Raw genomic sequence first — 19,486 nt, 5'->3', positions numbered from 1 at the left:
GCGCCAGGAAGCACGGTCGCCGGCACGCATAGCGGCGAATGTGTGAGGCCTGCGGGAGGGAAGGCAATACCCCCGCAGGCCGATCCGTTTCTAGCGGCCAGCGACGAAGCTCGAAATCACGCCGCTGGCGATGCCGACCAGCAGGAAATCCTTGTCGACCTTCACCCAGTGGTAACCGCGCGGCGGAGCCGACAGGCGGTAACGGCGATAGTCGCGGATCTCCGCCATGCGCCGCCGCTCGGCAGCGGTCATGCGATGGCCCTTCGACCAGCGCGGTTTTACGACCACGACCTTCTTCTGAACCGTCACGGTGCGGGTCACCGTCCGGGTACGCTCCGGACCGGAGTGACGATCCTGCGCCTGGGCGGCAAGCGGAGCGGCAAGCACGGTTGCGGAAAGAAGGATTGCAAAGAACTTTTTCATCGGGTGTCTCCTCGTGTTGAACACGCCCGGAAACTACGGCCCGAATGATGAACCCTACCTGAATTGCTGAATTACATTTCTGTAATGAAATTATGCGGTTGGATTAACTTCCTGAGATTCAGAATTTACAATATTAGCAGATCAGAAATCAGAGTTGGACGATGCGGGATGACAGGAATGGGTTGACGATCGTCAAATTCTCGATCCGCTGACCATGAGACAAATCCTCGGAAAACAAAGTCTCACACTCTCCAAGCAGCGCCGCCGCAATGATGAGGCTATCCCAAATGGAGAAGCGGTAGCGTTCGACGATATCCAGGGCTCTCGTAAGGACTGCAAAGGTATTCTCCTGGATCGGAAATCTCTGCCAGCCTTGAATCAACTTCAGAACCGTTTGGTGACTAAGCGCGCCGGGACGGCTGGCCCTTGTCATCTGAGCGTAGAATTCTTGCAGCACCTGAACCGATATAACACAATCGTCACGTCGAAGAATCTCGTCTGCCCTTTCTCGTTTGGCGGATTCTGTTGAATCGGATGAAATGGAATAGATGAGGATGTTCGTGTCAAGAAATACCGACACGTCCTTCAGCGCCTTCTATGCAATTCGTCGCGGGGAAGGTTGTCCTTGGCACTGATACCGACGATTCGCTTGCGCAGCTCTTCCTCGCGCTCCAGGCTTTTCTGGAATTCCTCCGGACTAAGGGGGCGTTTCCCCTCCATCTGGCGGATCAGGGAAGCGATCAACGAAGATACGGATGTATTCTTCTCGGCTGCACGGGCTGCAGCGAGTTCATAAACCTCGTCATCGAGAGCGATCGTCACATTCTTCATGGCGTCAAAATAGCACGAATTGCGTTGGGCTCAAACTATAGCGCCTCATAAACGAAGCGATCGAAATCCGCGCTCTTTGCCCGCCCCGACGTGTCGAAGGCAAACATGCCCGCGAATGCGCCTGTGAACGAGCCGTGTTCGCCGCGGCCGCCTTCATCCGAGATGACGCCGGCGTCGAGTTTCGGGCCAAATACCTGCCAGTCGTTTGAGCCGCCGGCGCGCCAGAAGAATTGCAAGTCGTTGTCGCGGATTTCCATCGCGAGATGCACCGGGCCACCAGGCACCGAAACGCCGCTTCCCGCCGGAAAGCTCATTCGCCCGTGCGGGAAATCACCAGGGCAGGAGAAGATCGTCACGACGCGGCCGAGCTTTTCGTGCAGGGTGACCACCAGCGAATGGAACTTATGCCGATTGTAATAATGCGTCAGGCCGGCGACCTGCTGATAGGTGTCGGGTGAGAAATCGACAACCGTCTCGGCCCGGAACGAATGATGCTCCTGGCGGCGGGCGACCAGGGACTGCTCGTACCAGGATCCGATGCTTTCACGGCCGAAAAGGCGCAGGTGGCCGGGACGCTCGCTCAGGCTGAACAGGCGTTCCGGATGCGGCGTGCGCAGCCACTGGAATTCTGGCGGCAGGGTCGACCCGTCGAAGCTCTGCTCGATGCGGGCGGGCCGTTCGATGCGCCTGGCGTCGCCCGGAGCCGGCACGTCGATATCCGGCACCACGCCGCCCTGGGCGAGATAGAGCCAGTCGTCTTCCCAGATGCACTTCTGGATCGCCGTCTCGCGGCCGAGCGTGCAGCGGCGTTGCGGGGAAAGCGGCCGGCCGCAAAGATGCGTATGATAGGCTTCGCCATCGGGCGTCTCGACATACTGGCCGTGGCCGGCACGCTGCAGCACGGCCTTGGGATGATCCTTCGACGTGATCAGATGCGTCTGCGGATGCATCTCGTACGGCCCGTCGATCGACCGAGAGCGGGCCATGGTGACGGCATGATCATATCCCGTGCCGCCCTCGGCGGTGGTCAGGTAATACCAGCCGTTACGCTTGAAGACATGCGGTCCCTCGACCAGGCCGAGCGGGCTGCCGGCAAAGATGTTTTTGATCGGGCCCTTCAGCGTCCGCGCCTCGAAATCCCATTCCTGCAGCAGGATGCCGTCGAAGGCCGGATGTTTTGGCGCGCCGCCATAGCTTTCGGTCCGATGGTTCCATTGCATGTTGAGGAACCACTTGTGGCCGTCGTCGTCATGGAAGAGCGTCGGATCGAACCCGGAGGAATTCACGTAGATCGGATCCGACCATTCGCCCTCGATGCTCGGCGAGGTGACGATGTAATTGTGCGCGTCCTTGAAATTGCCGTCGAAACGCTTGACGTCCGTATAGACGAGGAAAAACAGTCCTTCGGAATGGGAGAGGCAAGGCGCCCAGATGCCGCAGCTGTCGGGATTGCCGCGCATGTCGAGCTGGCTTGCCCGCTCCAGCGGCCGGCGCACCAGTGTCCAGTTCACGAGATCCCGCGAGTGATGGATCTGCACGCCGGGATACCATTCGAAGGTCGAGGTGGCGATGTAATAATCCTCGCCGACACGGCAGATGGACGGATCCGGATTGAAGCCCGGCAGGATCGGGTTGTGGATCATTAGCTTCTCCCAGAAACAAACTCGATCGGCAGGATGCCCCTCATCCCCCTGCCGGGACCTTCTCCCCGCTTGCGGGGAGAAGGAGGTTGGAGCGCCGACGGCGCCACGAATCCCCTCGCCCCGCGTGCGGGGAGAGGGTGGCGGCAGCCGGGTGAGGGGCTGCCGGGCGTTTATTCTTACCGTGCCGGCCCTGCCCGCTCGGCCGACTTGGCCCAGAGGTTGATGTCGGCGTCCTTGGCATAGGTATCGATCTCGGCAAGTTCGGCCGCCGTGAAATCCAGGTTGTCCAGCGACCTGACGCAGTCCTCGACCTGTTCCGGGCGGCTGGCGCCGATCAGCGCGGTGGTCACGCGGCCGCCGCGCAAGACCCAGGCGATCGCCATCTGCGCCAGCGTCTGGCCACGCTTTTCGGCGATCGCGTTGAGCGCCTTGAGGTTGGCGATGTTCCGGTCGTTGAGGAAGGCCGGGCGCAGCGACTTGCCCTGCGCGGCGCGGCTGCCGTCGGGAATGCCGCCGAGATACTTTGAGGTCAGCATGCCTTGCGCGAGCGGCGAAAAGACGATCGACCCGATGCCGAGGTTTTCGAGCGTGTCGAGCAGGCCATCTTCCTCGACCCAGCGGTTGATCATCGAATAGCTCGGCTGATGGATGAGGACCGGCGTGCCGAGTTGCTTCAATATCGCCGTGGCTTCCTGGGTACGCTTCGAATTATAGGACGAGATGCCAACATAGAGCGCCCTGCCCGAGCGGACGATATGATCGAGAGCACCGCAGGTCTCTTCGAGCGGCGTGTCCGGATCGAAGCGATGCGAATAGAAGATGTCGACATAGTCGAGACCCATGCGCTTCAGGCTCTGGTCGCAGGAGGAGATCAGGTATTTGCGGCTGCCCCATTCGCCATAGGGACCCGGCCACATGTTGTAGCCGGCCTTCGACGAGATGATCAGTTCGTCGCGATAGCCCCTGAAATCCTCGCGGAGAATCTGGCCAAACGCCGTCTCGGCGCTGCCGGGCAGCGGGCCGTAGTTGTTGGCGAGGTCGAAATGGGTGATGCCGAGATCGAAAGCCCTGCGGGCGATCGCGACCTTGCGGTCATGCGGCGTGTCGTCGCCGAAATTGTGCCAGAGGCCGAGCGAGATCGCCGGGAGCTTCAGTCCCGAACGGCCGCAGCGGTTGTATTTCATGGTTTCGTAGCGGTTGGACGCTGGTTGCCAGGTCATGATCGAAATCCTCCGAATGAAATGCGGCGCGACCGGTTTCTCGACCGGCGCGCCGCATTCATAGCCGATCAGCGCAGAAGCGCCAGCGCCTCGTCGATGCCGAGCGCCGCCGGCTGGGTGCAGGTGGTCGAAAGCTCGATGAACCGCCCTTCCTCGCCGGATTTCAGGATCGAGGTCATCACGTCGACGCCGTGAAGGGTGCGTTCCAGCGAGCAGCGGGCGTCGCGGCCTTCGATCAGCGCCATCGCGATGTCGGCAAGCCCTGCCGTCCGATAGTTGGCGCGCGGCCCCTGCGGATGTTCCTGGTTGTCGATGCCGAACGGATGGTTCCAGGGCTCCAGCGGCCGGATATCCTTGTTGCGGCCGCTCGCCTCGACGGTGCCACCGAAGAAGTTCGGGTCGGGCACGAAGATCGAACCCTCGGTACCGTAGAGCTCCATATTGGCGTGGCGGTGCGACCAGACATCCCAGCTCGCCGAGAGCGTGATCGTCGCGCCGCTGACGAATTCCAGCAGCGCATGGATGTTGGTCGGCGTCTCGACCGGGATCGATTGTCCTTTGAACGGTCCCTCACTGGTGACATCGCGTGTCGGGCTCGCCATGGAGGTGAGCGCGCCGACCCGCTTTACCGGACCGATCAGGTTGATCAGGTTGGCGATGTAGTAAGGCCCGAGATCGAGGATCGGCCCGCCGCCTTCGAGGAAGAAGAATCCCGGATTGGGATGCCACATTTCCATGCCGGGGCTCATCACGTGGCAGGTGCCCGAGGTGATGCGCCCGACGCCGCCCTCGTCGATGTATTTGCGGGCGAGCTGATGCGCGCCGCCGAGGAAGGTGTCCGGCGCGCAGCCGACCGACAGGCCTTTCTCTTTGGCGAGCGCCTGCAGCGCCTTGCCTTCTTCGAGCGTGATGACCAGCGGCTTTTCCGAATAGACGTGCTTGCCGGCTTCGAGGATCGCCTTGGAGACGGCAAAATGTGCCGCCGGGATCGTCAGGTTGACGATCACGTCGAGCTCGTCATTGGCGAGCAGATGCTCGATCGACTGCGCCTTGACGCCGTATTCCTCGGCCCGCATTTCGGCGGCCTGCTCGTTGATGTCAGCGCAGGCGAGCACCTTGAGGCCTTTGAAGAGCGGCGACAGCTTGAAGTAGGTGGTGGAAATATTGCCGCATCCCATGATGCCGACGCCAAGTTCCTTGGGCATGGAAAACTCCGGAAAATGCTGTGATCAATAGGTCTTGAAGGAGGCGATCGAGCGGGTCAACAACCGGTCGAGATCCTTCGGATTGTCGTGTTCGAGGACGTAATGCCTGGCGGAAGTCTTCTTCAGCGCCGCCATCAGGTCCTTCCACGGGACGGTGCCGTGGCCGACGTCGGCCCAGCCGTCCTCGTCCGTGTTCTCGCCGGCCGGCGCGATGTCCTTGACGTGGACGGCGGTGATCCGCTTGGCATAACTTTCGATCCAGGCGAACGGATCGGCTCCGCCGCGGATCACCCAGGCGATATCCGCTTCCCAGGCGAGATCCGGGCCGCCGGCAAGAATCTGTTCCTGCGGCGTCGAGCCGTCCGGCAGCGTCTTGAACTCGAAGTCATGGTTGTGCCAGCCGAATGTGTAGCCGGCATCCCAATATGGTTTGCCGACACTCTGCAGCCGCTGCCCGAAGGCGAACCATCCGGCGGCGTCAGTCGGTCGCTGGTCAGCGACCAGATGCGGGCAATAGATCGCCTGGACACCGAGCGTTTTTGCGATCAGCAGTGCCTGTTCCGGCTCTTTTTCGAGCAGATCGATGCCGAAATGGCCGGTCGGCATCGTCAGGCCGTTGGCATCGAGATCACCTTTGAGCGCCTTCAGGCCCGCCTCGTCGAGCGTCGCATAGATGCCGCCAAAACCCTCCACCTCGGTATAACCCGCCTGGGCAACCTTCTTCAGGACATCGGAAAGCGGCGGAAAATTGCGTGCGCAATAAAGCTGAAAACCGAGTTTCGTCATGGTGTTCCTCCCTTGATAAAGACCTTAGCCTGCTGCCTGGCAGGAATAGAGGTCGTAGATGCGGAATTGCGGGGTCGCGTCCGTCGGTGCGGCGGGCGTGAAGCGGATGCTGCGGCTTTCGCCGGAGGCGAGATCGAAGCCGTTGTCGGAATAACGGCCGGGCGTGATACTCTCGACCAGCACGAAAAGGGCAAGCCCCCGCGCGGCGATATCGAGATCGAAACCGCCGTCACCGCCCGGAGACACGATAAGCTCGAGGCCGGCAGGTTCAAGCTCCAAAGCCTTGTAATTGCCCGGGACATGATGGCCGTCGCCGTGCATGCCGTTCGAAGCGGTGAAATTCCAGGCGAGGATCATGCCGTCGGGAATATCTGTGGTCGGCAAGCTCAATGCGGTGACAGCGGCATCCGGCGTGCAGACGGCGGCGACGCTGCGAAGCGGGCGGCGCTCGCCTTTGAGCGTCAGGAGCGACAGGTCGAGCGTTATCGTCACGTCCCCGGTCGTGTCGTTGACGAGCGAGAAGCGGATTTCCCGACCGTCCCCGGATGGGATCGCGGCAATCGCGACCGGCTGGAAAAAGCGCCGCGCCATGTAATGCAGCACTTTCCAGCTGCCGCCGTAATCGAGGCTCGACCAGGAGGCGACCGGCCAGGTGTCGTTGAGCTGCCAGTAGAGCGCCCCCATGGTGTGCGGTTTCAGCGAGCGCCAGAAATCGACGGCCGTCTTGATCGCCAGTCCCTGCTGCACCTGGCTCAGATAGACGAAATTGGCGAAATCGGTCGGGAAGCGGAAATTGCGGAACATGGTGGCGGCAATGCGCTCGTTGCCGCCGGCATTTTTCTGGTGATGCTCCATGACCGGCGAGGCGATGTTCATGTCCTTCGGCGCCGCATAGGTCTCGATGACCGGCAGCGAAGTATAGGACTGGAAACCGAATTCCGAGCAGAAACGGGGCTTGACCGACCGGTAATTGTCGAACGGCTTGTTCTCGTGCCAGACGGACCAGTAATGCATGTCTCCGGAACCGTCCGCATGCCAGGCATCGCCATAGTCGAGATAGCCCGACGCGGGGCTGGACGGCCACCAGATGGCGTCGGGCGCGGCCTTGTCGAGCGCCTGTTCGATGACACGGTTCAACCGGTCGTAGGAGACGAGGTAACGGTCGCGGTTCTCACGGGATTCCGGAAACCATGTCAGTGCGCCGACCAGTTCATTGTCGCCGCACCAGAGCACGATGGAGGGATGCGAGATCAGCCTGCGGGCCTGATAATCGACTTCCGCTGCGACGTTTTCGAGAAAGTCGGGCGTCGAGGGGTAGAGGTTGCAGGCGAACTGAAAATCCTGCCAGACCATCAGGCCGAGCTGGTCGCAGAGATCGTAGAACCAGTCCTGCTCGTAGAAGCCGCCGCCCCAGACACGGATCATGTTCATGTTGGCGTCGACGGCGGAGCGCAGCAGGTCCTCGGTCTTTTCTGGGCTCGACAGCGAGAACAATGCATCCGCCGGGATCCAGTTGGCGCCGCGGCAGAAGATCTCCCGGCCGTTGATGCGAAAAGCAAAACGGCTGCCGGCCTCGTCCGGGTCGGTCAGCAGTTCGACGGTCCTGAGACCGATCCCGCGGGTGACGGATTCTGTCGGGGTGCCGACCTTCAGTTCGTAAAGAACCTGCTCGCCACTGCCCGAAGGCCACCAGAGCCTCGGGTTTTCGACATGGAAGACGTGGCTGATAACCGTCTCGCCGGCGCGCACGCCACAATCGAGCCGGACCCGTTCGTCGCCGAACGAAAAGAACACCGGCAGCACGCCCTGCCCCTCGGCAAAAAGCGTCACCGTGACGATGAGATCGACCTCGCCCGCCTGATGTCTCTGGCTGGTGACGACATGTTCGATGCGGGCGGTTTCGAGCTTCTTCAGCGCGATCTCGCCATAGAGACCGAGCGGCGCCAGCGCGATATTCCAGTCCCAGCCGAAATGGCACTGCGGCTTGCGCAGCATGTTGCCGTTCGGGATGGGGGAATTGGTCGTTGAATAGGGAATGTAGAACGGCTGGCGCGCCTGCCGCTCCGCAGCTTCGGCGATGCTGGAGCGGAAGAGGATGCGGATCGTGTTCTCGCCGGATTTGAGCGCCTTCGATACGTCCGGGCGGTAGCGGCGAAAGCAGTTGTCCGCCTGCAGCACCGGGATATCGTTGACGAAGACGGTCGCGACGGTATCGAGATAGGTGATGTCGAGATACCAGGAGCCGGCAGGATCATCGAGCGTAAACTGGCGTTCGACCACCCAGTCCGTATTCGCGACCCATTGGACATCGTTCTCGTTGCGGCCGAAATACGGGTCCGGGATGATCTTCGCTACCTTCAGCGCGGCATGCACGTCTCCCGGGATCGGCATCTCGGTGCGATGCGTTCCATCGGCGGAGGCGAGCTGCCAGGAGCCGGACAGGTCGATCGTGGTCATTGCACCAGCCCGCAAAATTCACGGCGTGCCGTGTCAGCCCCCCTCTGTCCTGCCGGACATCTCCCCCTCAAGGGGGGAGATAGACCCGGAGCGGCGTATCGCCATACTCGATGTTGGCGACGGGAATCGTGAGCATGCGCCCAGCCGATCTCCCCCCTTGAGGGGGAGATGTCCGGCAGGACAGAGGGGGGTATCGCCTGCCGCGACGCTAAATAGCCCAACCGTAATCGGCCCTCGCGAATCCACCTGCCGTCTGACATCAGATGCGCTCTTCCGTTCCCGCGTCGAACAGCGAAGCCATGCTCATGTCGAAGGCGAGGCGCACCTTGGCGCCGACGGCATAACGCCTTGCGCCGCCGATGCGAACCGACATCACGTGGCCAGCGTGCTTCAGCCAGAGCAGGTTGTCGGCGCCCATGGGCTCCTCGATATCGACGATCGCCTCGTGCACTTCGCCGCCGGCAATGTCACCATCCACCTTGATGTGCTCCGGACGGACGCCGAGGATGACCTTGCGTCCGCCCTTCAGCGGCCCGTAAGCGTCGTAACCGTCGAGCGAGAAGCTGACGCCATTGGTCTTGAAGACGGTATGGCCACCCTCCTCCGCCAGTTCGCCGGTCAAAAAGTTCATCGACGGCGAGCCGATGAAGCCGGCGACGAAACGGTTCTTCGGCCGGTTGTAGATGGTCACCGGATCGTCGAGCTGCTGAATGACGCCGCTCTTCATGATGGCGATGCGGTCGGCAAGCGTCAGCGCCTCGATCTGGTCGTGGGTGACGTAGATCATCGTGTTCTTGAGCGCCTGGTGCAGCCGCTTGATCTCGACGCGCAGTTCGGAGCGCAGTTTGGCATCGAGGTTCGACAGCGGCTCGTCGAACAGGAAGACGTCCACATCGCGCACCAGCGCACGGCCGATCGCGACGCGCTGGCGCTGGCCGCCGGAGAGTTCGGAGGGTTTGCGCTTGAGGAGCGGCTCGATCTGCAGGATGCCGGAGGCGCGCGCCACGCGGCGGTCGATCTCGTCCTTCGGAACCTTGGCGACCCGCAGGCCGAAGGAGAGGTTCTTTTCGACCGTCATCTGCGGATAGAGCGCGTAGGACTGGAACACCATGCCGATGCCGCGGTCCTTGGGCTCTTCCCAGGTAACGTTCCTGTCCTTGATGAAGATCTGCCCTTCGGTTGGCTCCAGAAGCCCGGCGATGCAGTTGAGCAGCGTGGACTTGCCGCAGCCAGACGAGCCGAGCAGGACCAGGAACTCGCCGTCATGGATATCGAGATTGAGGTTTTCCAACACCTTGACCGAGCCGAAGGACAGCGACAGTTCGCGGATGGAAACGCTGCTCTGCGTGCGCGCGGAAACATTGTTGAGCATCAGGCTTACCCTTTGACTGCGCCGGCCGCGATGCCGCGGACGAAAAGCCGGCCGGAAACGAAATAGACGATCAGCGGAACCGCACCCGTCAGCAGCGTCGCCGCCATGTTGACGTTGTATTCCTTCACGCCCTGAACCGAATTGACGATATTGTTGAGCTGCACGGTCATCGGATAGGTATCCGGCCGGGTGAACACCACGCCGAACAGGAAGTCGTTCCAGATGCCGGTGGTCTGCAGGATCATCGAGACGACGAAGATCGGCAGCGACATGGGCAGCATGATGCGGAAATAGATCTGCCAGAACCCTGCCCCGTCGATGCGCGCCGCCTTGAACAGTTCTTCCGGCAGCGAGACGAAATAGTTGCGGAACAGCAGCGTCTGGATCGGCATGCCGAAGATCGAATGTACAAGGATCAGGCCGTAGAGCGTGCCGTAAAGGCCCATTTCGCGCAGCACGATGACGATCGGATAGATCATTACCTGATAGGGGATGAAGGCGCCGACGATCAGGATCGTGAAGAAGATTTCCGAACCCTTGAACCGCCAATTGGCGAGCGCATAACCGTTCACCGAGGCGATCGCGATCGACACGATCACCGACGGCACCGTGATGCGGACCGAATTCCAGAAGCCGCGCGAAAGCCCGTCGCAGTTGAGGCCCGTGCAGGCCTGTGCCCAGGCCTTCACCCAGGGCTCGAAGGTAATCTCCATCGGCGGCGAAAAGATGTTGCCGAGGCGGATTTCCGGCATGCCCTTCAGCGACGTGACGACCATCACGTAGAGCGGCACGAGATAATAGAGCGCCGCCAGTCCGAGCGCACCGTAGACGATGATATTGCGCGACGAGAGCGTTTTGCGGGGGCGTTTCCCCTGCGGACCGGCTTCCAGCCGGGAGCCGGCCTGGCCGGATATGGTCGGCATCGTGAGCGACTTATCCACGCTTGCGTCCTCCGAATTCGAGATAGGCCCAGGGCACGATGATGATGGCAACGGCGAGCAGCATCATCGTGGATGCTGCAAAGCCCTGGCCGAGGTTCTGGGCGAAGAACATGTAGTCGTAGACGTATTTGGCGGGCACGTCGGAGGCGATGCCGGGGCCGCCGCTCGTCTGCGCCACGACGAGGTCGTAGATCCTGACGATGCCGCTGGCGATGATGACAAGCGTGGTGACGAAGACCGGCCGCATCATCGGGATGATGATGAAGAGATAGGTCTTCCACATCGGGATGCCATCGACGCGCGCGGCCTTCCAGATGTCCTCGTCGATGCCGCGAAGCCCGGCGAGCATCAGGCACATCACGAGGCCCGTCCCCTGCCAGAGCGCGGCGATCAGGATGCCGTAGATGACGATATCGGAATTGTAGAGCGGATCGAAGGTGAAGCTCGTCCAGCCGAGCGAGCGGATGACCGACTGTACCCCGAATTCCGGGTTGAGGATCCACTGCCAGACAAGGCCGGTGACGATGAAGGACAGCGCGAACGGATAGAGGAAGATCGTCCGGAACGTGTTTTCGAACCGGATCTTCTGGTCCATCAAGGCCGCCAGGAGGAAACCGATGGTCAGGCTGAAAATCAGCGAGAAGCATCCGTAGGTCGCCAGATTCTGGATCGAGACGATCCAGCGCGGCGTATCCCAGAGCCGCTCATACTGGTCCAGGCCGACGAAGGACAGGCGCGGCAGGAGCTTGGAATTGGTGAAGGAATAAACGACGGTCCAGATCGTGCCGCCGAGGAAGATCACCACGGCCGTCAGCATCATCGGGATCGAGGCAATCTTCGAATTGAGATTGCGGAACAACTGGTTGGGTCGGCCGGGCTGAGTGTGCGCCGCCATGGTCAACTCCTCTGGATGGCAAAGGCTGCCGGAAGCAAGCCACCACCGGCCCCGCCCCTTTCGGACGCGGAGCCGGCTGTTGGATCGCTGTCGGTCGGATCAACCGGCTTTGGAGAAAATCGCGACGAAGCGCTTCTGGGCCTCCTCGGCCGTGATCGACGTATTGGCGAAGAACTGCGACATCAGGTCTTCCAGCTGCTTCTGGGTATCCTGCGTGATCAGCTGGTCGGTGCTGGTGACGACATTGCCCTTGGCAAGGATTTCGAGACCCTTCTTCATGCAGTCGTTGGCGGCCGCAAGATCGACGTCGCCGCGCACCGGCAGCGAGCCCTTCTTGAGGTTGAAGGCGACCTGGGTCTTGGCGTCAAGCAGCGTCGAGGCGAGCGCTTCCTGTGCCTTGGTCTTTGCCGCATCCTTGAGGACCGGGAAGTAGAAGGCGTCGCCAGCCGTCGAGATGACCTCGTTGACGCCGAGGCCCGGCAGGCAGGTATAGTCGACACCGGCCTTCTTGCCGGCCAGCTGGAATTCGCCCTGCGCCCAGTCACCCATGATCTGGCCGCCGGCCTTGCCGGTGATCACCATGTTGGTGGCCTGGTTCCAGTCCTGGACATTGGTGCCCTTCGACATCTTGCGGGCGTCGTCGGCAGCCTTGAACACCTTGGCCATTTCCGGACCGGCCGCGACCTTCGCGTCCTTGTCGCCGTAGACCTTCTGGTAGATCTCCTTGCCGCCGATCGCGACCGTCAGCACGCTGAACAGGCCGGTCGACTGCCAGGCCTGGCCGCCGACCGCGAGCGGTACGATGCCGGCCTTTTCAAGCGCCGGAGCCGCTGCGACATATTCGTCCCAGTTCTTCGGAACCGCAACGCCCGCCTTCTTGAAGGCGTCGTTGGAAAGCCACAGCCATTGCCAAGAGTGGATGTTGAGCGGCACGCAATAGATCTTGCCTTCGAAAGTGCAGGATTTCAGCAGGCCGGCGGGGCGTACGATCTTGTCCCAACCTTCCTTCTTGGCGAGGTCGGTGAAATCACGCATCAGGCCGGCCTGAACCAGTTCCTCGGCCTGGCGGCCATGGTTGAACTGGGTGGCGGCCATCGGATCGCCGCCGGTGATACGGCTGATCATGATCGGGCGGGCGGTGCCGCCGGAGCCGGCGATTGCGCCGTCGACCCATTTGTTTCCGGTCGCGTTGAAAGCCTTGGCGAGCTCTGCGACAGCCGCGGCCTCGCCTCCCGACGTCCACCAATGCGTCACTTCGAGATCGGTGGCGTGAGCCGCACCAAGCGGCAGCGCCACGGTTGCAGCCAATACGGCCGCGATAGCACGAATATTCATGAGTCTCCTCCCTCACTGAAACGTTGCCGTAAAAACGTAGGCCAATCGCTTCTGTCGTGCAACCCGTTTTGCGAGAAAATATTCCGGAGTCGAGAAAATACAATCAAAAGAAGAATTTCCAGAAGTTGGGCGACGGTACAGCCAGGCCAAATCCGCGGAACAAGACGCAGAATTCCGGGGATAATGGCCGATATAACGACGCCAATCATTGGCGTGCGCACAAATCCTTTTCGCATATGCGTTGTACAACCCAGGAGTATGGAAATTCGGAATTGATCAAAATTCCACTCGACTTTTTACCTGTATCGTTTCAGTTATTGATTTGGAGTGAGGATAAGGGAGGCGTCGCGACGTTTCCGGGCAAGCTTCGGCCCTTTATAGTGGCGATCTGACTCGGGCAGCGACGGCAAACAATGGACGACAGCGGAAGATCAAAGACGGGCGGAACGCAGACAGCGGTCCGCGAGCGTCCAACCTTGAAAACGATCGCCTATATGACGGGCCTCGGCATCACCACGGTTTCGCGCGCATTGAAGGATGCGCCGGATATCGGCGCCGATACCAAGGAACGCGTCCGCCTCGTCGCCAACCAGCTCGGCTACCAGCCGAACCGTGCGGGCGTGCGCCTGCGCACCGGCAAGACCAATGTCATTGCCCTCGTGCTCGGCATCGACGAGGAGCTGATGGGTTTCACCAGCCAGATGGTGCACGGTATTTCGGAAGTTCTGGGCGGTACGCAATATCACCTCGTGGTGACGCCGCATTCCTTCCAGAAGGACCCGATGGTGCCGGTGCGCTATATCCTCGACACCGGCTCGGCCGACGGGGTGATCATTTCGCGCATAGAGCCGGACGATGCGCGGGTCAGGCTGATGACGGAGCGAAACCTCCCCTTCGTCACCCACGGCCGCTCCGACATGGGGATCGTCCACCCCTATCACGACTACGACAACGAGGCCTACGCCTATCAGGCCGTCCAGAAGCTGGTGGAAAAAGGCCGGCGGCGACTGGCCTTCCTCTCCCCGGGAAGCCGTTTCTCCTTCTATGTCCACAGCCGTATCGGCTTCGAACGCGGGCTCGCCGATTTCGGCGCCACCGAAGTGCCGATGGGCCGTGTGACCAGCGAAACTCCGCTCGATGAAATCCGCACCTATGCCGAACGGATGATGCGCGCCGTCGAGCCACCTGACGGCATCATCTCGATCAGCGGTTCGGCGACGATCGCGCTGGTGGCCGGCCTGGAGGCGGCGGGCAGGAAACTCGGGCACGACGTCGACGTGGTATCGAAACAGTCGGCCGATTTCCTCAACTGGATCCGTCCGGAGATCTATACGGTCAGCGAGGATATCCGTCAGGCCGGGCGCGAACTCGCCAAGGCCCTGATGGCGCGCATCGATGGCGTCGGCCCGGAACTGCTGCAGAGCGTCGCAAAGCCCACGTGGTCGAAAATGGCGCCGAAGGACTGAGGCTTCCCCTCAGAGAGGGATGACGAGCCCGTCGCGTCCGACGATCAGCTCGCCGGAAAACGTCTCGCCAAGCGCCGCGCGCCAATCGCTCTCGCCGAAGGCCGGATCGTCGGCGGGAATGAGATGGTTGAGGGCAAGCCGCCGGACGCCTGCGGCCGTCGCGATCCGCCCCGCATCGGCCGCGAACGTGTGCGACGCGATCAGGTGTTCCCTCAGCCTTGCACCATTTCCTGTCCGCGACACGATGCTTTCGACACCCTGAGGCAACATCGCTTCATGGACGAGAATGTCGGAGCCCGAGGCGAAATCCGCCAGGGGCGGAAAATAGGCCGTGTCGGAGGAAAACACGACCGCCCGGTTCCCGCTTTCAAATTTCAGCGCGAAACAGTCGGTCACCGGCGGGTGATCGACGCGCAGCGCCGTCGCGCTCAGCCTCTCCGTTTCCAGAACGAGGCCAGGACCGTATTCGTGGATGGTCACCAGGCTTTCGAGATCCGGCCGCCCCTCGTCGGCGATGCGGGTCGCAATGTCATAGGCCAGCGAGGCGAGAAATCCCTGCCAGACGGCTCCGGTGCCGCCGGGACCGTAGACCGTCACAGGATGGTCCAGACCGGTCGTCCAGGCCGTATGGATGAGCGGCCCGAGTTCCAGCACATGGTCGGAATGCAGATGGGTGATGAAGATGAGGTCGAGTTCGCGGAGCGGCATGCCGGCTTCCACAAGCCCGCGCGCAACGCCGAGACCGCAATCAACGACGATGCGACGACCGCCGAGATCGAGTAGCGTTGACGTCGGGGACGGACCGCCCGGCCGAATGGCCGGGCCGCCCTTGGTTCCGAGAAGGACGAGCCGATCAGGCAAATTCGCTAAGCCCGCTGCCCCACGGGCCGTGGTGCTTGTCGACGCCGTCGAGGCGGTCGAAGCCATGGGCGCCGAAGAAGTCGCGCTGTGCCTGGATGAGGTTCGCCGTGCCGCGACCGCGGCGATAGGCGTCGAAATAGGAAAGCGCCGAGGCGAGCGCCGGAACCGGCAGGCCTGAAAGTGCGGCATAGGAAACGACGCGGCGCAGCGGAGCGTCGGTATCCTTGACCATCTGCGCGAAGGCCGGCGTCACGATCAGGTTGGCCACATGCGGATCCTTGGTGAAGGCCGAGGTGATCTCGTCGAGGAAGGCCGAGCGGATGATGCAGCCGGCGCGCCAGATCTTGGCGATGGTCGGCATCGGCAGGTTCCAGCCATATTCCGCAGACGCGGCCGACATGATCGCAAAGCCCTGCGCATAGGCGCCGATCTTGGCGGCCAGCAGCGCGCTTTCGAGATCGGCGATGAAGGCGGCCTTGTCCTTCGGCGCTTCGGCGACCTTGGGCAGGCCGAAGATCTTTTCGGCGTCCAGCCGTTCGGTTCTCTGGGACGACAGGATGCGGCCGGCGACGGCGGCTTCGATGGCGGTCGCGGCAACGCCCATGTTCTGGGCTTCAATGACCGACCATTTGCCGGTGCCCTTCTGGCCGGCGGAATCAACGATCAGATCGACCATCGGCTTGCCGGTGATCGGATCGGCGGCTTTCAGAACCGTCTGGCTGATCTCGATCAGGTAGGAATTGAGGCGACCCTCGTTCCACTTGCCGAATACGTCACCGATTTCCGACGCGCTCATGCCGAGGCCGTCGCGCAGGATGCCGTAGATTTCGGCGATCATCTGCATGTCGGCATATTCGATGCCGTTGTGGATGGTCTTGACGAAATGACCTGCGCCGTTTTCGCCGAGCCAGGCAACGCAGGGCTCGTTGTTGAACTTGGCGGAGATCGAGGTCAGTACCTTTTCGACGCGCTTCCAGCTGTCCTCGGTGCCGCCGACCATGATCGACGGGCCGTGGCGGGCACCTTCCTCACCGCCGGACACGCCCATGCCGATGAAGGTCAGGCCGCTGTCCTTCAGATTGTCGAAACGGCGCATCGTGTCGCGGAAATTCGCGTTACCGGCGTCGATCATGATGTCGCCGGCAGAAAGATAGGGCTTCAGCAGTTCCATCTGCTGGTCGACCGGATCGCCGGCCTTGATCATGATGATGATCGGCCGCGGCGGGCGGATGGAGGCGACGAATTCTTCCAGCGTCTCGCAGGGGATAAGCTGGCCCTGCAGTTCGCCGGCTTCAGCGTAGAACTTGCGGGTCGCTTCCGGAGACCGGTTGAAAACGGCGATCTTGTTGCCTTTTTCGGCGATGTTGAGGGAGAGGTTAGAGCCCATGACGCCGAGCCCGATAAGGCCGATTTCTGCCTGTTCCACGGATGTGCCTCCATATTGAGATTCGAGGGTGTTGTCGCATTCATATAGGCCAACGGCAAGGCGGTGGCGACGCTAAACGATTAAATTTCCATGACACGAGACCGTGTTCGCCGCGAGCGGAAAGCCCCGCCTGACGTTGGTGCGCGCGCCTTGTGAACGCCCTGTTCCGATGCCAAAACGAGGCATGAAAGAGACCATGGATACGAGGACGGCCAGGCCCCTTCTGGCCATGCGTGCCGGCGCCTACCGGGAGCGGCCGGCGACCGGGCCGCTGGCAAAGCTGTTTTGCAGGGTCTGGTCGCATCGGCTGCCACAGGAGTTCGAAGGGCCGGTCGCGGTCGTGCCGGACGGCTGCTCCGACCTGATCTGGGCTGGCGGCCGACTGATGGTGATCGGCCCCGACCGCACAGCCGCCTTTCCGGCCCTCCCCGCCGGAGAAACCGTTCTTGGCCTGCGTTTCAGGCCGGGGGCAGCCTTGCGCTGGCTCGATGTCCCCTTGAGCGATCTGGTCGGGCAGGCCGTGCCGCTCGGGGATTTGCGACAGGACGTCCGCACGATCGAGGAACGGCTTGCCCAAGAGACGTGCCCGATCGCCAGGCAGGCGGTCTTGCGGATATGGGCCGAAAACGAGGCCTCGGCGGCCGCTGACCCGCAGAGCGACATGGGCATGCTTTTCGACTCGCTGCTTTTCGACCCTCTCGCCGGCGCTTCTCCGGAACGGTCCGCGCGAAAAACCTTCGGCGAACGAACGCTGCGCCGGCACAGCCGTGATCATTTTGGCTATGGCCCCAAGACGCTCGAGCGTATCCTTCGCCTGCAGGGCCTTCTTCAGCTGATGCGCCAGCCCGCATCGGGAGACCTTGCGATTGTCGCGCTTCAGGCCGGTTATGCCGATCAGGCGCATATGACGCGCGACGTGAAGGAATTGACGACTTTGACGCCAGGCGAGATCCGCAGGCAGCTTTGCGGCTGATTGTCCGTTTTGTTCAAGAACCGCCGCTTCTCTTCGGATAGACCAACGGAAAATCGAGGAGGCCATGATGACCACCCTGCCCGCCCGCATCATCCATATCGGCATCGAAAGGCCCTGGCGGCACGTTTACGCCTTCGCGAGCCGTCCGGAAAACATGCCGCTCTGGGCATCCGGCCTTGCCGCCGGGCTGACCCGCGATGGCGACGACTGGATCGGCGACGGCGGGCCGGTCGGCCTGGTGCGCGTGCGTTTCACGCCTGACAATCCGTTCGGCATCCTCGACCACACGGTGACGATGGAAAACGGGCTTGTCGTCGACAATCCGCTGCGTGTCGTGCCGAACGGCAACGGGGCCGAAGTCATGTTCACGCTTTTCCAGCGCCCCGACCTTGACGACGCAGCCTTTGAAGCGGATGCCGCTCATGTGCGCAAGGATCTCAAGGCACTGAAAAACCTGCTGGAAGAAAAGAAATAGGAGGGGCCGATGGGCACCAGGGGAGCCGATCGCAAGATCGACTATATCGAATTCAACGTGGAGAAGATCGAAGACGCCAAGGCGTTTTACGGCTCGGCCTTCGGTTGGACCTTCACGGACTATGGACCGGATTACTGCGAATTCCAGGACGGAAGGCTGACGGGCGGCTTTGCGAGGTCGACGGATGTAACAGCCAAGGGCGGTCCGCTCGTCATTCTCTTCGCGGACGATCTGGATGATGCGCTTGCGCGGGTCGAGAACGCCGGCGGCAGGATCGTCAAGCCGATCTTCTCGTTCCCCGGCGGGCGGCGCTTCCACTTTGCCGATCGGCAGGGTTACGAACTCGCCGTCTGGTCGGACAGCTGAGAATCAGGCGGCCGGGCGACGGCGGCGGTCGGCGGTTTCCTGCATCACCAGGAGCGCGCCGATCAACTGCGACGAGCCGGAAACGCAGGGCGACATGCGGCAGCGGATCACCACCGTCTGCCCGTCGATCTGATCCGCATAGGTCAGCGAAATGCTCTCGCCCGCGAAACAACGGTCGAGGCTCGGCTTGAATTCGTTCTTGAAACGGTGGAGACCGACGAATTCCGCGAAATACCGGCCGATCAATTCCTCGCGGCTCAGGTCGAGACGACGCGCGTTGGTTTCGTTGGAATAGAAGATCCGATAGCCGGGGGCGATCACAACGATACGGTCGGAAATGCGGTTGAGCAGCGCATCGTCGAGAAAACCGTCGGCCGTCGCATCGGCGATCACCGTATGTTCGGGCGATTCCGGCTCCGGCCGGCGATTGGCCGACAGACCGGTTTCTGGAACGACGTAGCGTTCGACAAGCATCTGCAGCAAATGTCCGTTGCGACGAACGCAGCCGCGGTCGTCGGCCTCTTCGTTCAGGAGATCGAGCGCGAAGCGGAACTGCGCCTGGATGCTGGCGGAATCCTTGCTCTGGCTCGAAAAGATGGCAAGCAGAAGCGGATCGAGTTCGCGATCGAGCGCGGTGGTGGCGGACGTGTCGTTACGCTCCACCGCCTGCCGAAGATCGGCATATTTTGACCAGAACAGATCGATCAACGCTTCCAAAACTGCCTCCCCCTCGTCCGGAGATTGTCGCCGATCCGTTCCCGAGGACCGACGCTCCCAGTATTCAATGCGAATCAGATTAATTTATCTCTCA

General features: G+C 61.7%; 19 protein-coding genes. 4 read left to right on the top strand and 15 right to left on the bottom strand.

What is annotated here, in order from left to right; translation table 11 throughout:
- Nucleotides 1-90: 90 nt before the first annotated feature.
- The 12 genes from J2X76_RS18745 to J2X76_RS18690 form a co-directional block, all read right to left on the bottom strand.
- Complete coding sequence (locus J2X76_RS18745) at nt 91-423, bottom strand: RcnB family protein (protein ID WP_113129203.1); 333 nt, start codon at nt 421-423, stop codon at nt 91-93.
- Nucleotides 424-571: 148 nt separating this feature from the next.
- On the bottom strand, nt 572-1,003 hold the full coding sequence (locus tag J2X76_RS18740) for a PIN domain-containing protein (RefSeq protein ID WP_310218775.1): 432 nt from the start codon (nt 1,001-1,003) through the stop codon (nt 572-574).
- 5 nt (nt 1,004-1,008) lie between these two features.
- The gene (locus J2X76_RS18735; protein ID WP_310218774.1) at nt 1,009-1,254 is read right to left on the bottom strand and encodes a DUF6364 family protein; all 246 of its coding nucleotides are present in this window, start codon (nt 1,252-1,254) and stop codon (nt 1,009-1,011) included.
- A 35-nt stretch (nt 1,255-1,289) separates the two neighbouring features.
- Nucleotides 1,290-2,897 (bottom strand): glycoside hydrolase family 43 protein, encoded by a 1,608-nt coding sequence (locus tag J2X76_RS18730; protein ID WP_310218773.1) that lies wholly within the window; start codon nt 2,895-2,897, stop codon nt 1,290-1,292.
- Nucleotides 2,898-3,073: 176 nt separating this feature from the next.
- Nucleotides 3,074-4,117, bottom strand: coding sequence for an L-glyceraldehyde 3-phosphate reductase (gene mgrA / locus J2X76_RS18725; RefSeq protein ID WP_310218772.1), 1,044 nt, complete (start codon nt 4,115-4,117; stop codon nt 3,074-3,076).
- A 68-nt stretch (nt 4,118-4,185) separates the two neighbouring features.
- The gene (locus J2X76_RS18720) at nt 4,186-5,322 is read right to left on the bottom strand and encodes a Gfo/Idh/MocA family oxidoreductase (protein WP_310218771.1); all 1,137 of its coding nucleotides are present in this window, start codon (nt 5,320-5,322) and stop codon (nt 4,186-4,188) included.
- A gap of 24 nt (nt 5,323-5,346) precedes the next feature.
- Nucleotides 5,347-6,108, bottom strand: coding sequence for a sugar phosphate isomerase/epimerase (locus J2X76_RS18715; RefSeq protein ID WP_310218770.1), 762 nt, complete (start codon nt 6,106-6,108; stop codon nt 5,347-5,349).
- A gap of 24 nt (nt 6,109-6,132) precedes the next feature.
- Nucleotides 6,133-8,565: a glycoside hydrolase family 2 protein gene (locus J2X76_RS18710; protein ID WP_310218768.1), complete on the bottom strand. Its 2,433-nt coding sequence runs from the start codon at nt 8,563-8,565 to the stop codon at nt 6,133-6,135.
- 259 nt (nt 8,566-8,824) lie between these two features.
- Entirely contained in the window at nt 8,825-9,937 is a 1,113-nt protein-coding gene (locus tag J2X76_RS18705) for an ABC transporter ATP-binding protein (RefSeq protein WP_113129197.1), read from the bottom strand.
- Nucleotides 9,938-9,942: 5 nt separating this feature from the next.
- Nucleotides 9,943-10,860, bottom strand: coding sequence for a carbohydrate ABC transporter permease (locus J2X76_RS18700; protein WP_310218896.1), 918 nt, complete (start codon nt 10,858-10,860; stop codon nt 9,943-9,945).
- A 10-nt stretch (nt 10,861-10,870) separates the two neighbouring features.
- Nucleotides 10,871-11,773, bottom strand: coding sequence for a carbohydrate ABC transporter permease (locus J2X76_RS18695; RefSeq protein ID WP_113129196.1), 903 nt, complete (start codon nt 11,771-11,773; stop codon nt 10,871-10,873).
- Between the two features lie 99 nt (nt 11,774-11,872).
- Nucleotides 11,873-13,108 (bottom strand): ABC transporter substrate-binding protein, encoded by a 1,236-nt coding sequence (locus tag J2X76_RS18690; protein WP_113129195.1) that lies wholly within the window; start codon nt 13,106-13,108, stop codon nt 11,873-11,875.
- 413 nt (nt 13,109-13,521) lie between these two features.
- On the opposite strand from J2X76_RS18690, the gene J2X76_RS18685 reads away from it, so the two are divergent.
- Nucleotides 13,522-14,574, top strand: coding sequence for a LacI family transcriptional regulator (locus tag J2X76_RS18685; protein WP_113129194.1), 1,053 nt, complete (start codon nt 13,522-13,524; stop codon nt 14,572-14,574).
- A gap of 9 nt (nt 14,575-14,583) precedes the next feature.
- Here the strand turns inward: J2X76_RS18685 and J2X76_RS18680 are convergent, their stop codons facing one another.
- Complete coding sequence (locus J2X76_RS18680; RefSeq protein ID WP_310218766.1) at nt 14,584-15,435, bottom strand: MBL fold metallo-hydrolase; 852 nt, start codon at nt 15,433-15,435, stop codon at nt 14,584-14,586.
- A complete protein-coding gene (gene gndA / locus J2X76_RS18675; RefSeq protein WP_310218765.1) occupies nt 15,428-16,861 on the bottom strand; it encodes an NADP-dependent phosphogluconate dehydrogenase in 1,434 nt (477 codons plus the stop codon). Before gndA ends, J2X76_RS18680 begins: the two co-directional genes overlap by 8 nt.
- Nucleotides 16,862-17,057: 196 nt before the next feature.
- Here gndA and J2X76_RS18670 point away from each other — a divergent pair, with 196 nt between their 5' ends.
- The 3 genes from J2X76_RS18670 (at nt 17,058) to J2X76_RS18660 (ending at nt 18,675) form a co-directional block, all read left to right on the top strand.
- The gene (locus J2X76_RS18670) at nt 17,058-17,834 is read left to right on the top strand and encodes a helix-turn-helix domain-containing protein (protein WP_310218764.1); all 777 of its coding nucleotides are present in this window, start codon (nt 17,058-17,060) and stop codon (nt 17,832-17,834) included.
- A gap of 67 nt (nt 17,835-17,901) precedes the next feature.
- The gene (locus J2X76_RS18665; protein ID WP_310218763.1) at nt 17,902-18,309 is read left to right on the top strand and encodes an SRPBCC family protein; all 408 of its coding nucleotides are present in this window, start codon (nt 17,902-17,904) and stop codon (nt 18,307-18,309) included.
- A gap of 9 nt (nt 18,310-18,318) precedes the next feature.
- Nucleotides 18,319-18,675, top strand: coding sequence for a VOC family protein (locus J2X76_RS18660; RefSeq protein WP_113129191.1), 357 nt, complete (start codon nt 18,319-18,321; stop codon nt 18,673-18,675).
- Between the two features lie 3 nt (nt 18,676-18,678).
- Here J2X76_RS18660 and J2X76_RS18655 read toward each other — a convergent pair whose 3' ends face one another.
- Nucleotides 18,679-19,392: a PAS domain-containing protein gene (locus tag J2X76_RS18655; RefSeq protein ID WP_310218762.1), complete on the bottom strand. Its 714-nt coding sequence runs from the start codon at nt 19,390-19,392 to the stop codon at nt 18,679-18,681.
- Nucleotides 19,393-19,486: the final 94 nt, after the last annotated feature.

The organism is Neorhizobium sp. 2083 (assembly GCF_031455615.1).
Classification (GTDB): Bacteria; Pseudomonadota; Alphaproteobacteria; order Rhizobiales; family Rhizobiaceae; genus Neorhizobium.
This window is presented reverse-complemented; position numbering and strand designations above follow the sequence as displayed.

What these genes read in the sequence shown, in the direction of transcription:
- J2X76_RS18745 (WP_113129203.1), bottom strand. Translation starts at nt 423, where the DNA reads ATGAAAAAGTTCTTTGCAATCCTTCTTTCCGCAACCGTGCTTGCCGCT.
- J2X76_RS18735 (WP_310218774.1), bottom strand. Translation starts at nt 1,254, where the DNA reads ATGAAGAATGTGACGATCGCTCTCGATGACGAGGTTTATGAACTCGCT.
- J2X76_RS18730 (WP_310218773.1), bottom strand. Translation starts at nt 2,897, where the DNA reads ATGATCCACAACCCGATCCTGCCGGGCTTCAATCCGGATCCGTCCATC.
- mgrA (WP_310218772.1), bottom strand. Translation starts at nt 4,117, where the DNA reads ATGACCTGGCAACCAGCGTCCAACCGCTACGAAACCATGAAATACAAC.
- J2X76_RS18720 (WP_310218771.1), bottom strand. Translation starts at nt 5,322, where the DNA reads ATGCCCAAGGAACTTGGCGTCGGCATCATGGGATGCGGCAATATTTCC.
- J2X76_RS18715 (WP_310218770.1), bottom strand. Translation starts at nt 6,108, where the DNA reads ATGACGAAACTCGGTTTTCAGCTTTATTGCGCACGCAATTTTCCGCCG.
- J2X76_RS18710 (WP_310218768.1), bottom strand. Translation starts at nt 8,565, where the DNA reads ATGACCACGATCGACCTGTCCGGCTCCTGGCAGCTCGCCTCCGCCGAT.
- J2X76_RS18705 (WP_113129197.1), bottom strand. Translation starts at nt 9,937, where the DNA reads ATGCTCAACAATGTTTCCGCGCGCACGCAGAGCAGCGTTTCCATCCGC.
- J2X76_RS18700 (WP_310218896.1), bottom strand. Translation starts at nt 10,860, where the DNA reads ATGCCGACCATATCCGGCCAGGCCGGCTCCCGGCTGGAAGCCGGTCCG.
- J2X76_RS18695 (WP_113129196.1), bottom strand. Translation starts at nt 11,773, where the DNA reads ATGGCGGCGCACACTCAGCCCGGCCGACCCAACCAGTTGTTCCGCAAT.
- J2X76_RS18690 (WP_113129195.1), bottom strand. Translation starts at nt 13,108, where the DNA reads ATGAATATTCGTGCTATCGCGGCCGTATTGGCTGCAACCGTGGCGCTG.
- J2X76_RS18685 (WP_113129194.1), top strand. Translation starts at nt 13,522, where the DNA reads ATGGACGACAGCGGAAGATCAAAGACGGGCGGAACGCAGACAGCGGTC.
- J2X76_RS18670 (WP_310218764.1), top strand. Translation starts at nt 17,058, where the DNA reads ATGGATACGAGGACGGCCAGGCCCCTTCTGGCCATGCGTGCCGGCGCC.
- J2X76_RS18665 (WP_310218763.1), top strand. Translation starts at nt 17,902, where the DNA reads ATGACCACCCTGCCCGCCCGCATCATCCATATCGGCATCGAAAGGCCC.
- J2X76_RS18660 (WP_113129191.1), top strand. Translation starts at nt 18,319, where the DNA reads ATGGGCACCAGGGGAGCCGATCGCAAGATCGACTATATCGAATTCAAC.